Source organism: Corynebacterium sp. MSK041 (assembly GCF_030232265.1).
Taxonomy (GTDB): Bacteria; Actinomycetota; Actinomycetes; order Mycobacteriales; family Mycobacteriaceae; genus Corynebacterium.
The window spans coordinates 57,287-71,103 of record NZ_JASPJK010000003.1 but is presented as its reverse complement, the minus strand read 5'-3'; the positions used below and the strand labels follow the sequence as shown (position 1 = coordinate 71,103).

Annotated in this window: 12 protein-coding genes; 7 read left to right on the top strand and 5 right to left on the bottom strand. The window is 64.1% G+C overall.

What is annotated here, in order from left to right:
- Nucleotides 1-23 precede the first annotated feature (23 nt).
- The 4 genes from lysS (at nt 24) to QP968_RS04265 (ending at nt 6,725) form a co-directional block, all read left to right on the top strand.
- Nucleotides 24-1,574 carry a lysine--tRNA ligase gene (gene lysS, locus QP968_RS04280; protein WP_284855174.1) on the top strand — a complete coding sequence of 517 codons (1,551 nt, stop codon included), beginning with the start codon at nt 24-26 and terminating at the stop codon, nt 1,572-1,574.
- 5 nt (nt 1,575-1,579) lie between these two features.
- Nucleotides 1,580-2,077, top strand: coding sequence for a hypothetical protein (locus QP968_RS04275; protein WP_284855173.1), 498 nt, complete (start codon nt 1,580-1,582; stop codon nt 2,075-2,077).
- Between the two features lie 21 nt (nt 2,078-2,098).
- Complete coding sequence (locus QP968_RS04270; protein WP_284855172.1) at nt 2,099-3,772, top strand: phosphoenolpyruvate--protein phosphotransferase; 1,674 nt, start codon at nt 2,099-2,101, stop codon at nt 3,770-3,772.
- A 148-nt stretch (nt 3,773-3,920) separates the two neighbouring features.
- Complete coding sequence (locus tag QP968_RS04265) at nt 3,921-6,725, top strand: AAA family ATPase (protein ID WP_284855171.1); 2,805 nt, start codon at nt 3,921-3,923, stop codon at nt 6,723-6,725.
- A gap of 133 nt (nt 6,726-6,858) precedes the next feature.
- On the opposite strand, the gene QP968_RS04260 is transcribed toward QP968_RS04265, so the two are convergent.
- Nucleotides 6,859-8,202, bottom strand: coding sequence for a lipase family protein (locus QP968_RS04260; protein ID WP_284855170.1), 1,344 nt, complete (start codon nt 8,200-8,202; stop codon nt 6,859-6,861).
- Between the two features lie 87 nt (nt 8,203-8,289).
- On the opposite strand from QP968_RS04260, the gene QP968_RS04255 reads away from it, so the two are divergent.
- Nucleotides 8,290-8,460, top strand: coding sequence for a DUF4236 domain-containing protein (locus QP968_RS04255; protein WP_284855169.1), 171 nt, complete (start codon nt 8,290-8,292; stop codon nt 8,458-8,460).
- Here QP968_RS04255 and QP968_RS04250 read toward each other — a convergent pair whose 3' ends face one another.
- Nucleotides 8,461-9,345, bottom strand: a complete 885-nt coding sequence (locus QP968_RS04250) for an iron-sulfur binding domain-containing protein (protein WP_284855168.1) — start codon at nt 9,343-9,345, stop codon at nt 8,461-8,463.
- On the opposite strand from QP968_RS04250, the gene QP968_RS04245 reads away from it, so the two are divergent.
- Together QP968_RS04245 and QP968_RS04240 are read left to right on the top strand one after the other, a co-directional pair.
- Entirely contained in the window at nt 9,344-9,958 is a 615-nt protein-coding gene (locus QP968_RS04245) for a carbonic anhydrase (protein WP_284855167.1), read from the top strand. The two genes, QP968_RS04250 and QP968_RS04245, sit on opposite strands and share 2 nt — an antisense overlap.
- 9 nt (nt 9,959-9,967) lie before the next feature.
- Nucleotides 9,968-10,762, top strand: a complete 795-nt coding sequence (locus tag QP968_RS04240) for a hypothetical protein (RefSeq protein WP_284855166.1) — start codon at nt 9,968-9,970, stop codon at nt 10,760-10,762.
- A 22-nt stretch (nt 10,763-10,784) separates the two neighbouring features.
- On the opposite strand, the gene disA is transcribed toward QP968_RS04240, so the two are convergent.
- From disA to QP968_RS04225, 3 genes are read right to left on the bottom strand one after another with little or no spacing between them, the layout of a single operon-like run.
- A complete protein-coding gene (disA, locus tag QP968_RS04235) occupies nt 10,785-11,822 on the bottom strand; it encodes a DNA integrity scanning diadenylate cyclase DisA (RefSeq protein WP_284855165.1) in 1,038 nt (345 codons plus the stop codon).
- Between the two features lie 12 nt (nt 11,823-11,834).
- Nucleotides 11,835-13,235, bottom strand: a complete 1,401-nt coding sequence (gene radA, locus QP968_RS04230; RefSeq protein WP_284855164.1) for a DNA repair protein RadA — start codon at nt 13,233-13,235, stop codon at nt 11,835-11,837.
- A 12-nt stretch (nt 13,236-13,247) separates the two neighbouring features.
- Nucleotides 13,248-13,799, bottom strand: a complete 552-nt coding sequence (locus QP968_RS04225; RefSeq protein WP_284855163.1) for a hypothetical protein — start codon at nt 13,797-13,799, stop codon at nt 13,248-13,250.
- Between the last annotated feature and the right edge of the window lie 18 nt (nt 13,800-13,817).

Sequence of the window (13,817 nt, the reverse complement as noted above, 5' to 3'; positions counted from 1 at the left end):
CAAACCGACTACGGTAGATAGCCGTGACTACCCAGGACCTTTCAGAACAGCAACAGATCCGCCGTGCGAAGCGCGAAAAGCTTCTTAGCGAGGGGCATGAGCCATACCCCGTCGTCGTGGACCGCACCACGTCGCTGAAGGATCTGCGCAACAAGTACCACGTTGTGACAGAAGAGTCGCCCAAGCTTATCGACGGCACCGTGGCCCTCCACCCCGGCGAAGAAACCTCCGACGAGGTGGCCGTCGCCGGACGCATCATGTTCCAGCGCAACACCGGCAAGCTGTGCTTTGCCACCCTCCAGGAGGGTGATGGCACGCAGCTGCAGGTCATGCTTTCTCTGGCTGAGGTCGGCGAAGAGGCGCTGGCCGCGTGGAAGTCGGACACGGACTTGGGTGACATTGTGTCGGTGAGGGGGCGCGTGATTGCGTCGAAACGCGGGGAGCTCTCTGTCATGGCGCAGTCTTGGCGCATGACGTCGAAGGCGCTGCGCCCGCTGCCCGTTGCCTTCGCGGATATGAACGAAGAGCAGCGTGTGCGCCACCGCTACACCGACCTGATCATGCGCGAAGACGCCCGCAAGAATGCCATGACCCGCATCAAGGTCATCGCGGCTGTGCGTAAGTTCCTCACGGGCCATGACTTCGTCGAGGTGGAAACCCCGATGTTGCAGACCCTGCACGGCGGTGCCGCGGCGCGCCCATTCATTACTCGCTCTAACGCGCTGGACATGGACCTCTACCTGCGCATTGCGCCGGAGCTGTACCTCAAGCGCTGCGTCGTCGGCGGCATTGAGCGCGTCTTCGAGCTCAACCGCAACTTCCGCAACGAAGGCATTGACTCCTCACACTCGCCGGAGTTCACCATGCTGGAGACCTACCAGGCATGGGGCACCTACAAGGACGGCGCGCAGACCATGAAGGAACTCGTGCAGTTCTGCGCGCAGGAAGTCTTCGGCTCCACCACCGTCACGCTTGCCGACGGCACCTCCTACGACCTCGGCGGCGACTGGAAGGTCATGGAGATGTACCCGTCTTTGAACGAGGCTTTGGCTCGCAAGTTCCCCGGCCAGCCGGAGGTCACCGTGGATTCCTCCGTGGAGGAACTCAAGGGCATTGCGGACGTCATCGGCCTGAAGGTGCCCAAGGACGAAGGCTGGCTCCAGGGCAAACTCGTTGAGGAAATCTGGGAGCACCTGTGTGCTGACCAGCTCTACGAACCGACCTTTGTGATCAACTTCCCGGTGGAGACCTCCCCTTTGACCCGCGACCACCGCGAACAGCGTGGCGTGACCGAGAAGTTCGACCTCTACGTCCGCGGTTTCGAGTTGGCCACCGGCTACTCCGAGCTCGTTGACCCGGTGATCCAGCGCGAACGCTTCGAAGACCAAGCCCGCCTCGCCGCCCACGGCGATGACGAAGCCATGGTTCTCGACGAGGACTTCCTCGCCGCCATGGAACAAGGCATGCCCCCCACTGCCGGCTGCGGCATGGGCGTGGACCGCCTGCTCATGGCCCTGACCGGCCTGGGTATCCGCGAGACCGTCCTCTTCCCGCTGGTGCGCCCCGAGGCCTAAACCTTATGCGTCTGACTCGCTGGACCGGTGGCTTTACCATGCTCGCACTGGCCGCGGGTGTGACCGCCTGCTCCAGTGAGGGGCTGGAGGAAGTAGAGATGACGCTGGTGCCGACGACGTCGACGACCACGACGGCGTCGTCGATAAGCAAGAGTGATGACTTTATTGCGGCGGTTACCCGTGATGGGGCCTCGAAAGAAGCCTCATTTCCGGCATGCGACGGGCGCAACATCCTGATTCTCATGTCTGTCATCGACGAACACGGCGCTGAAGAGACCTACAACCACCTTGCCGAAGCCGTGCTCACCGGCAGCCCCGCCGATAAAGAGTTCACCGTCCCGGGGCAGTGTTCCTCCCTGCGTAAAAGCGTCGATGGGAATCTGATCTATCCCGTCTACCTTGATTTTGGTTCCGATGAAGCGGGGATGTGCGCGGCGAAAGCCCGCTATGGTGGCAACGGCCGAACTTTGAACAACTCTGGCGATTTCCACGATCCCTGCTAGGGGGCCGGGAAAGGAACACGCATGGCTGATAGGCATGTCCTTCACGGCGTTGGTGTGGCTGGTGCTTCTGTAGTTGGCCCCGCCGTGGTCGTCGCTCCCGCCGCGGGGGTTGACCCGCACGAACCAGCTTGCACCGACGCGGAAGCCGATGGTCAGCGGGTGCGCGCGGCCCTCGCTGCTGTCGCTGCCGGCATGCTCGCGCGCGCGGAGCACGCCCCGGAGGCTGCTCCGATCCTTGAGGCAACCGCAGCATTGGCGCAGGACCGCGCGCTGATCAAAGGTGTCGATGTGGAGCTCGCCGCCGGTGCCGGCATCACCGCTGCCGTGCATGCCGCGGTGGAGGTCTACGCACAGAAGCTCCGCAGCCTCGGCGGCCGCATGGTTGAGCGCGTGACAGACCTCTACGACATCCGTGACCGCGCCATCGCCCACCTGCGCGACCTGCCGGAGCCGGGAATTCCGGCATTCGGCCGCCCATCCATCCTCGTCGCACGGGACCTCGCGCCCGCCGACATCGTGACGCTCGACCCAACGATGGTCCTCGGCCTGGTCACCGAAGCTGGCGGCACCACGTCGCACACGGCGATTCTCGCAGCTCAGCTCGGCATTCCTATGATCGTCCAAGTTGCTGGCATAAATGGTTTGCTTGACCGTGGCACTCCCATCGCCCTCGACCCCACCACCGGCACCGTCATCCTCGCGCCGACCCTTCATGACATCGCTGAGCTGCGTGACCGGTCTGCGCGCCACGCGACTGCACTGGCTGGTTCGGCCGGACCAGGAGCCACGAAAGATGGGCATCCGGTGAAGCTCATGGCCAACATTGGCACCCCGGCCGATGTTGCATCGGTAGCTGACACGGATGTTGAAGGCGTGGGTCTGTTCCGCACCGAATTCCTTTTCCTTGACCGGGCAGAAGCCCCCAGCGTTGCCGAACAAACGGAGGCCTACACCGAGGTCCTGCGCGCGTTTGGTGCGCGCACGGTGGTGGTGCGCACCCTCGACGCGGGTGCGGACAAGCCCTTGGCCTTCGTTGACTCTGGCTCTGAGGAGAACCCAGCGCTCGGTCGTCGCGGTATCCGCTTGACCCGTGTGCAGGAAGGCCTCATGGACGACCAACTCGCGGCTCTTGCCGCCGCGCACGCAGCGGTGCCGGAGGCGGACCTGTGGGTGATGGCGCCGATGGTGGGGGAGGTGGGGGAGGTTGAGTGGTTCGTCGATAAGGCGAAAAAGGCCGGGCTCCCGCGGGCCGGAATCATGGTGGAGACCCCTGCCGCGGCGATCTGTGCGGGGGAGTTGTTGGGGGTGGCGGAGTTTGCGTCGATAGGCACGAACGATTTGGCGCAGTTCACCATGGCGGCGGACCGATTGGCTGGGCCGTCGCTGCTGTCCCCGTGGCAACCAGCGGTGCTGGCGCTCATGCATGCGACGTGTCGTGGTGCGAACGGTGTTCCCGTCGGCGTGTGCGGCGCGGCTGGCGGTGATCCGCTCTTCGCGCTCGTGCTCGTGGGGCTTGGCGTGACGTCCTTGTCCATGGTGTCGGCGAACATTCCCGCTGTGCGCGCGGCGCTGCTTTTGCACGACCTGAACACCTGCCAGCAGATGGCCGAACATGCTCTTGCCGCGCGGACTGCGGACGACGCGCGCGCCGCTGCCCTCGCCCTGGCTGATCCGGGGCTGCACGCCCTGCTGTAAAACCGCACCAAAAAGGGTGTTCGCTACTGGCGAACATGCCCTTTAGCTGGGATTATGGCTTTTCCGTGCAGAAGCGTGGGAAGTGTTCCGACGACCCCGCGTTATGGTGGGTGGAACGATTTCATTTAGCCAATAAAGGGGTAGCCACATGTTCGAGCGGTTTACTGACCGTGCACGGCGCGTCATCGTGCTGGCCCAGCAAGAAGCGCGCGACCTGAACCACAATTACATCGGCACTGAGCACATCCTGCTCGGGCTGATCCAGGAGGGGGAAGGCGTTGCCGCCAAGGCCCTCGAATCCATGGGGATTAACCTTGACGACGTCCGCCGGGAAGTCGAAGAGATCATCGGCCGCGGCACCCAGCCGCACACCGGTCACGTGCCGTTTACCCCGCGCGCGAAGAAGGTCCTGGAGCTTTCCCTGCGAGAAGGTCTGCAGATGGGCCACAAGTACATTGGCACCGAATTCCTGCTGCTTGGCCTTATCCGCGAAGGTGAAGGCGTGGCTGCGCAGGTGCTGACCAAGCTGGGCGCTGACCTCCCACGCGTGCGCCAGCAGGTCATCCAGCTGCTGTCTGGTTACGAGGGTGGCGAAGGCCAGAACCCCGAAAGCCCCGAAGGCCCGCAGGCTTCTGGCATGACCGGCGCTGGTGCAGGCCCGAGCATCGGCGGCATGGGGGGCCCGCGCGGTGGCGGCGAGCGTTCCAACTCGCTCGTGCTTGACCAGTTCGGACGCAACCTCACCGCTGCTGCCAAGGAAGGCAAGCTCGACCCGGTCGTCGGCCGCGACAAGGAAATCGAGCGCATCATGCAGGTTCTCTCCCGCCGCACCAAGAACAACCCGGTGCTCATCGGTGAACCCGGCGTGGGTAAGACCGCGGTGGTGGAAGGCCTGGCACTGGACATCGCTAACGGCAACGTGCCGGAGACCCTCAAGGACAAGCAGGTTTACTCGCTGGACCTCGGCTCCCTCGTCGCGGGTTCGCGTTACCGCGGTGACTTCGAAGAACGCCTGAAGAAGGTGCTCAAGGAGATCAACCAGCGCGGCGATATCATCTTGTTCATCGACGAGATCCACACCCTCGTCGGTGCCGGCGCTGCGGAGGGAGCTATCGACGCTGCCTCCTTGCTCAAGCCCAAGCTGGCCCGCGGTGAGCTGCAGACCATCGGTGCCACCACCCTGGATGAGTACCGCAAGCACATTGAGAAGGACGCCGCCCTCGAGCGCCGCTTCCAGCCGGTGCAGGTGGATGAGCCGAGTGTGGAAGACACCATCCAGATCCTCAAGGGCCTGCGCGACCGCTACGAGGCGCACCACCGCGTCTCCTACACTGATGACGCCTTGGCAGCTGCCGCGAACTTGTCGGACCGCTACATCAACGACCGCTTCCTGCCGGACAAGGCCGTCGATCTTCTCGACGAAGCTGGCGCCCGCATGCGCATCAAGCGCATGACCCAGCCGGAAGGCCTGCGCGAAGTCGATGACCGCATCCAAGAGGTGCGCCGCGAAAAGGAAGCCGCGATCGATGCCCAGGACTTCGAGAAGGCTGCTGGCCTGCGCGACACCGAACGCAAGCTCGGCGAAGAGCGGGCGGAAAAGGAAAAGAAGTGGCGCACCGGCGAGCTGGAGGACATCGCTGAGGTCGGCGAGGAGCAAATCGCAGACGTGCTGGCCAACTGGACCGGCATCCCAGTGTTCAAGCTCACCGAGTCCGAGTCCTCCCGCCTCCTGCACATGGAGGACGAGCTGCACAAGCGCATCATCGGCCAAGACGAAGCAGTCCGCGCCGTCTCCCGCGCCATCCGCCGCACCCGCGCGGGGCTGAAGGACCCGAAGCGCCCGTCCGGTTCCTTCATCTTCGCCGGCCCGTCCGGTGTGGGTAAGACGGAGCTGTCCAAGGCGCTCGCCGAGTTCCTCTTCGGCGACGAGGACTCCCTGATCCAGGTGGACATGGGCGAATTCCACGACCGCTTCACCGCCTCCCGCCTCTTCGGCGCCCCTCCGGGATACGTCGGCTACGAGGAGGGCGGCCAGCTCACCGAAAAGGTTCGCCGGAAGCCATTCTCCGTCGTGCTTTTCGACGAAATCGAGAAAGCCCACAAAGAGATCTACAACACCCTCCTCCAGGTACTCGAAGAAGGCCATGTCACCGACGGACAGGGCCGCATGGTGGACTTCAAGAACACGGTGCTCATCTTCACCTCGAACCTGGGTACCTCTGACATCTCCAAGGCTGTCGGCCTGGGCTTCAGTGGCTCCAACGCCACCGACTCCGATGCGCAGTATGAGCGCATGAAGCAGAAGGTGCACGACGAGCTGAAGAAGCACTTCCGCCCCGAGTTCCTCAACCGTATCGACGAGATCGTGGTCTTCCACCAGCTCACCCAAGAGCAGATCGTTCAGATGGTCGAGCTGCTCGCAGGTCGCCTGGAGAAGAACCTCGCCGCACAAGACATGGGCATTGAGCTTTCTAGCGACGCCAAGAACCTCCTTGCCACCCGTGGCTTCGACCCTGTCCTTGGTGCCCGCCCGCTGCGCCGCACCATCCAGCGCGAGATCGAAGACGTGCTGTCGGAGAAGATCCTCTTCGGCGAGATCGGTGCCGGCGAGATCATCGAGGTCGGTGTGAAGAACTGGGACGGCAAGACCGACAACCCACGCGACTACGAAAACGCCGAGTTCACCTTCACCCCGAAGCCGAAGCCACTCCCGGCCGACACCTTCGGTGACCTGGACGAGGAAGAGGTCCGCGACATCGCCTCTGTCCGCGACACCACTCCGCCAGCTAATAGCGACGAAGACGGTGATGCTGACGGCGGCCCAGATGGCGGCCCGAGCACTGGCCCAGACTCAGACCCAGAGATCGAACCGGAAGCTGGCCCGGAGACTGATGGCGCGCCGGGCACCGCGGTGCTGGACCGCCCGGACCACTCGGACTCGGAGCAGCGCTAACTGCTAATAGACCCCGCCACCTTCCTCAACGAACTGCTGAGGGAAGCCGGCGGGGTTTATCTCTGCGCCAAAAATGACGTGAAGAACTGTTTATGGCGGCGCGCGCTGTTCCTCCAGTTAGAAGTTTCCCTGGCTAGAAGCTGCCGCAGTTAGACGCGTTGGGCACCCCATTGAAGCGGTCTACCAGCCACATCAGGGACGGGGCAGAGTGGGCGAACACGCCGATGGCGTGGTTGAGGCCGATTTTGTGGGGAGGGGTGAGGGCGGGGACGGCGTCGTCAAGCAAAGTGACGTTGGCTCCCGCAGTGCAGTAGTCGCGTGCAAGCTGGATGACCTGCGACGTGGGCACGAGCTGGTCACCGCCAAGCGTGGACACCATCACCGGGGCTTGCGGGGCGCGCTGACCAAGCTTCTGCTCATCGAGCTTGCGGCGGATCGCTGGGTCGCGGGTGAGCACATCCACCATCGGCTCACCCGACGCGGTAAACGTCCGCGAGTCCTGGAAACCCCACCGGACCGCACTATCCGCCATGCACGCATCACGCGTGGAGTTGAGGAACTCGCGGCCGCGTGGACTTAAATTCGCGTCCAACGCCGGCTGGAACTCCGGGTAGCGCTCCGTCCAGCCGTTGAGGGCGAAGCCAACCACGGCGAGGATAGAGGATTGGTCCACCCCGCGCATCGTCTCCACTAGGTCCGCAGGTGGCGCGCCGGAGAAAGCGCCCTTGACGTTGAGGTCCGGCGCGTAGCTGGGGGCGAGTTCCGCTGCAGCAGCCGAGGCACCTCCGCCTTGCGAGTAGCCCCAGAAACCGACGGGGTGGTGGGGTTGGGTGGTGGCACGGGCGGCGTCGATAAGCGCGTGGCCTTCTTCGGTGTGTAGCACGTATGTATGCGCGCCGGGTGTGCCCAAGCCGATGAGGTCAGAGACAACAACCCGCATGCCCATCAGCGCGGCGGCCTGGTGATGCAGGTTCTCGTAGTTCGTGCCCACGGCGGGCTGTGCTGGGTCGATCTGCCCCATCATCCATGGGCCGCGCGAAGGGGCGCACCCGTCACCCGCGCCGCGCGTACCGGGGCCGAACACCACGGTCGGGGTGGGTCCGGCGCCTTGCCACGGATTTGCGGGCTCAATCATGTAGCCCGACACCGGCACGATGCGCCCATCCACCGTGGTGGAGGTATACAAAATCCGTTGCGCATATCCGGGGAAGTTTGGACCGAGCAAGTTCAGCAGGTGCGGCGCCGGCTGGGTGCGCAGGAGCTTTCCGGGGCGATCGAGCTGCTCTGCCGGAACCGGGTCGTCATAGAACGGGTCATACTGCTTGAGCAGGGGCTTATCAGGGGGGTTCGCGGCATGAGCCAAGACACCTTGCAGCTTATCGACGCTTAACTGCGCACCAGCAGGCTGCCCACTGGCCACAAAGACCATGACGGCTGCTACCGCCCAACAGGAGAAACGAGACACGGGGTTACGCATGAGTGAATCCTAAAGTAGCCCCCGCTTTTTCGTGGCCGTTCGAGCCGAGCATCTTTTTCGCGGCGGGTGATCTAAGATTTTGAAGTTATGGGTTTGATGTACCGCGATAAGAAGAAACTGGGCAAGAACTCGTGGATCAACATCTCCGGTTCCGGGGCGTCCGTGTCCACAAAGGTGGGGCCGGTGACCTTTAACTCCCGTGGCGGAGTGTGGGTGAACTTGCCTGGTGGGATGACGTACCGGGGGCGCTGGAAGTAGCTACGGCAGGTGGAAGTGCCCGTCAGCGTTCTGGACGGCGAGGCCGTCTTTGAGCAATGAATAGAGCGCCCGCGAACGTTGCGGGGCGTCGGGCCACACCACGTCGATGGCTTCTTGCGGCACTGGCTCGGGTGCCTCGCGCAGCACTTTCATGATTTTGCCGCGCACTTGCCGGTCGGTGCCCTCGAACTTTTGCACCTTCTTGCCGGCTAGCTCTTCCGCGGTCGGTGGTGGGGAACCGGCGGCGAGCCACGCGCACGAGTCCGCGAGCGGACACGACCCACATGCCGGCTGCGTCGCAGTGCACACCAGCGCGCCCAGCTCCATGAGCCCGGCCGAGAACACGTGCGCATCCTCCTCCGGCAGCAACGCGGCGATCCATTCCAACTCTGCCTTCTGCGGCTTCGCCAGTGGCCGCCCGAGCACGGCCCGCGCATACACCCGCCGCACGTTCGTATCCACCACCGGCACTGCCTGCGCAAACGCGAACGCCGCCACCGCGCGCGCCGTGTAATCCCCAATCCCCGGCAGCTCCAAAAGCTCACTCACCTCACATGGCACTGTCCCGCCATGCTTCTCCGCGATCTCCGCAGCGCACTCCTTCAGCCTCAACGCGCGGCGCGGATACCCCAAGCTGCCCCACGCTCGCAGCACCTCCGCTGTTGGCGCCGCCGCTAGATCCGCAGGGGTTGGCCAGCGCCTCATCCACTCTTCCCACTGCGGGGCAACGCGAGCGACCGGGGTTTGCTGGCTCATTACCTCGCTGACCAGCACACCCCACGGGCTCGTTCCCGGCTTACGCCACGGCAGATCACGGGCGTTCGCAACAAACCAAGCAGAGACAATAGAAGGATCAATCACAGTACATGCAACAATAGTGGCCATGGCGTTTAGGACTATTCCGCGGGACGCGTGGACCCACCTGCTTGAGGGCAACCAGCGTTTCGCCACCGACACATCCGTCCATCCGCATTCCGGGGCGTCGCGCCGGGAGGAACTTCGCTCGGGCCAGGCGCCATTCGCGGCGGTGCTGGCGTGTTCAGATTCAAGGGTGCCCGTCGAGATGCTTTTCGACGCCGGCCTGGGCGACCTCTTCGTCGTCCGCACCGCCGGCGGCTGCGTCGACGCCGCTGTGACCGGCTCGTTGGAGTTCGCGGTGACTACGTTGGGTGTATCCCTCATCGTCGTGCTGAGCCACGAAGAGTGTGGGGCCATTGGTGCAGCAGTGTCCTCCTTCGAGGAGGGGGATTTGCCGTCCGATCTGACGCGAGTGTTCGTGGAAAAGATTGCCCCCAGCGTCATCCGCGCGAAGCACGACGGGCATGATGAACGCTCCGCCATCGAAGAAATCCATGCTGCAGAGACCGCTGAACACCTCGTTCACCGCATCCCGCCGGTGCAGGCGAGGATCGCCGACGGCTCCCTGGGGGTCGTTGCCGCAAGATATAGGCTTGAAGATGGCCGCGTCACAAGCGTCGAGGAGCATTTTGCGGGTTAGGATCGCGGTGTGACCTACCAGCCGCGAACCCCACGAACATCACGTACCCCGCGAGATTCCTACGGAGATTCCTTCGAGGAGCGCGGGGCGGAACGCTCGGCCCGTCTGCCCGAGCAGATTTACATGCGTCGCCGTGTTGCCGCGCTGGTGATCGTCTTGGCGGTGGTGGCCTTGCTGGTGTGGGCGCTCACGTCCTTCGCGCGCTCAGGTTCGAGCGAGAATGAGCCGAGCACCACAGCGCTGCCCACTACGTTGGTAACCACCCCGACCGAACCAGACCCTGGTGCCGTCGAGGAGACCACTGAGGCAACGGCCACCGAAACGGAGAAGAAGGACGAGGACTTCGATCCCACCGCCACCCGCGAACACCCCGACGATGAAGAACTCGCCGCGAAAAAGACCTGCGAGCTCAGCGACCTTCAACTGACCATCCAGGCCAACAAAACCAGCTTTGACATCAACGACCCGAAGGATCAGCCTGAGTTGAACGTGCAGGTGAAGAACCCGACGGGCGCTGACTGCGTCATTGATGCCAACGATGACAAGCTGCGCTTTGAGGTCTACTCCATCGCCCGCGAAGGCTTCCAGCCAGTGTGGGGCGACACGGACTGTTACGACCCGGTGATCAACGGTGAGCAGACCTTCGCTGCCGGAGAGTCCCGTAACTTCCGCGCCACCTGGTCCCGCTTGGCCTCCGCGCCGGGGCAGTGCTCGAACCGTCAGGCCGTGCCGGAAGGTGCTTACGTGGTCACCGCGACCCTTGGCGATAACCACGCGGAGGGTGTGACCTTCAACATCCGCTAGGCGGCAGCGCTAATCCGCAGCGCTAGGCGTTGCGCCGCAGCCCCTCCACGATGTGGCGCGCCCACAAGGGCGATACATTCTTCGCTTCCGCGAGCCGTTCTGCATCGGCAGCGCGGATGGCGTTGAGATCGCCAAATTCGGCCACGAGGTAGTCGATGAGGGATTTCTGCACCCGCGGAATACGCGACAGAGCCCGGTAGCCGCGCGGCGTCACCGATTCCATGAGGTTTTCTTCCGTCGCCGGCAGCCCCAAGACCTGCGCGAGGGTGGCCGTGTTCAGCAGTTCGCGGTCGGGGAGGTGGTCGAGGGTGTCGATGGTGGCGTCGATAAGCTCATTGCTCGGCGCACCCTCCGCGACGAGGTAGTCGCACACGAGCATGGCAATGTCGTGGTAGATCGTGCCGCGCAACTCGGTGAGCTGGAGGCGCAGCTGGCGCGCGTCGGTGCCGAGCTCCACGATCTGGTCGTCCATATCGCGCGCGGCGCGTTGCAGCAGAAGCTGACGTTGCAGCAGGTGCAAGACATCCTCGACGGCGGCATAGCGGTTCATCTCCGCCACGAAGAGGCGCTGGTTCGCCTTGTCCACGCGGATGCGGTACTGCTCCACGGTGGCGATCGCCTGGCGGGCCCGCGTGAGCAGCACCGCCGGCTCCTCGATGATGTGGCGCTTCCCGTCGGCGTACACCGTGACAATGTTCATCGAACCGGACACCGACACGACCGGCACACCCGTGTGCAGCGCCGTACGTTCCGCCGCGCGGTGGCGCGTACCGGTCTCCGACGTATGGAACGTCGGCGACGGCACTAGCTGCACATTCGCACGCGTGATGCGCGTCCCGTCCTCCGACAGCACGACGGCGCCGTCCATCTTGGATAGCTCGCGCAGCAGCGTCGGCGTGAAGGGGACGTCGAATTCAATGCCGCCGTCGCACACAGCGGCCACCTCGGGCCCGTCGCCCAGCACAATCAGCGCGCCGGTGCGCCCACGCTTGATGCGTTCGAGCCCGTCGCGCAGTTCCGTTCCAGGGGCGAGCCGCAGCAAAACATCGCGCATGGTCATAGCTTTCAGATCTTACGCATTTTGCCTATCGACGGCCCCAATCGCCTCCCTCACCGTCCCCACCTGCGTTACCCGCATCCCTGGGATCTTCTTGGTGAGTCCCGTGGGCACGATCGCATTCTCATATCCCAGGCGGGCTGCTTCGGTGAGCCTGCGCTCCAGGTTGGGTACGCGGCGCACTTCGCCGGCGAGGCCGACTTCCCCGATGACCACTGTTTTTGGGGGCAGGGGAGTGGTGTGCAGGCTTGACCACGTGGCTAGTGCCACGGCGAGATCCGTGCCTGTTTCCGTGATACGGACGCCACCGACAGTGGCCACGTATGCGTCCTGGTCGTTGGTGCGCTCCCCGCAGCGGGCTTGGAGGACGGCGAGCACCATGGGGACGCGGTTGTAATCCAGGCCCGTGACCACGCGGCGGGGCGACTTGTTCACCGGATCCACCGTCAAGGCTTGGACCTCGGCGAGGATCGGGCGCACACCGTCCATAGCCACGGTCACCGCCGAACCGTCCGGCGTCTGCCCACGGTGGGAGAGGAACAACCCCGACGGGTCCGGCACCTCGCGGATGCCGTCGGCGGTCTGCTCAAAACAGCCGACCTCATCTGTAGCGCCGAAGCGGTTCTTCATGCCGCGCAGCATGCGCAGGCTGGTCTGCCGGTCACCTTCGAAGGCGAGGACGACGTCCACCAGATGCTCCAGCACCCGGGGGCCAGCGACGTTGCCGTCCTTGGTCACGTGGCCGACGAGCAAGATCGGCAAGTTAGTCGTCTTTGCCAGGGTGGTCAGCGCCGCCGTCACTGCCCGTGATTGCGCAACACCGCCGGCTACGCCTTCGACGCCGGCGGCCTGCATCGTCTGAACCGAGTCGACGATAAGCAGGCTGGGTTTCACCTGGTCTACGTGGCCGAACACCACATCCAGGTTGGACTCGGAGGCCAGGTACAAGTTCTCGTTCAGGCCACCCGTGCGCTCCGCGCGGCCTCGGACTTGGGCTGCGGATTCCTCCGCGGTCACGTACAAAGCGGTGCGATCCCCCGTCGCCGCCCAGCGGCTAGCCACTTCCAGCAGCAGTGTTGATTTGCCCACTCCGGGTTCACCCGACAGCAGCACCACAGAGCCCGGCACAACACCGCCGCCGAGCACGCGGTCAAGTTCAGAAATCCCCGATGTCACACGCCCAGCAGCACTGGCGTTGATCTTCGTGATGGGCTGCGCCGGTGACGCTGGCGCTAACCCCTTCGGCGCACTCGCGCCTATGCCGGGGCGCGCCTTTTTACCCCCAGCGGCGCTCGTTGCAGCAGCCGCCGATTCCTCGAGCGTGCCCCACGAACCACACTCGGGGCAGCGCCCCAACCACTTCGGCGACGAATACCCACACTCAGTGCAGGTGTGGACGGTGCGCTGCTTCACCACAGCTTCAGTGGCTTAGTGCTTCGTCTCCGGCTGGCGGTCCGTCTCACCGGACTTCACGGTCGGCGCAGCAACGGTAGCCATAGCCTCAACCGTGCCGGAATCAAACGTGAAGGTGACTGGGACGTTGCCGCCGTAAGCGAAGTTGTCATTCGCCACCGAGGTCCTCACGTACTCGATGCAAGCGTCCTCCGCCTGCGGCATGTTCTGCAGACCAGCAGCGGAATCACCCACGATGGAGCAGTTGTAGGCCATCGGATCCGGGGTGGACATGCTGACCGGCTTGCCGTTCACGGTGACGGACTTCAGCTCGTGCTCATGGCGGTCATAGTCCTGGTTGGAAGCGGTGAACTTCACAGCCGCGTCACCGTTTTCTTCCAAGACAATGGTGATGTCGTGGACGGTGACAGATCCATCCTCAGTCTGAACACTTGCGCCGTTCACGGCAGCGACCTGGGATGAGGTCTGAGTAATCTGGCCTGCAGAGCATGCGGTGAGCAGCACAGCAGAAGCAGCTGCGATAGAGACGGCACCTGCGCGGCGGATAACCGGCTTCAGGGAGTTCACGTCGATGTCCTCCTGGTA